This window comes from Runella sp. R0.1_18, assembly GCF_057652155.1.
Window position 1 is genome coordinate 1 of sequence record NZ_JBYFCK010000152.1, and the last position, 236, is coordinate 236.

At 44.1% G+C, this 236-nt stretch carries 1 protein-coding gene; it reads right to left on the bottom strand.

Annotation, left to right across the window (positions count from 1 at the left end):
- Positions 1-236, bottom strand: a 236-nt coding sequence (locus AC23P2_RS31440; RefSeq protein ID WP_487776843.1) for a hypothetical protein, incomplete at both ends; no start/stop codon positions are given.

The following is a 236-nucleotide window of genomic DNA, read 5'->3' on the forward strand; positions in this document are numbered from 1 at the left end:
GCCCATTTGCTGAAAATCAGGAACATCGTCTCTTTTTTCTTTGAGTTGGTGGTTGATACGAGCCATCTCAACCGTCAGATTTGCTTTGCGCTTTTCGAGTCCTTTCAAAGCAGCCTTGGATACTTCGTTGTTCTGGCGACGCATTACTTCCAAATCCAATTCTACGTTGTTCAATTCCGCTTGAACCGTCTTTTGCTGGATTTGGTACGACTGAGGAATTTTCCCAAATTGGTCGT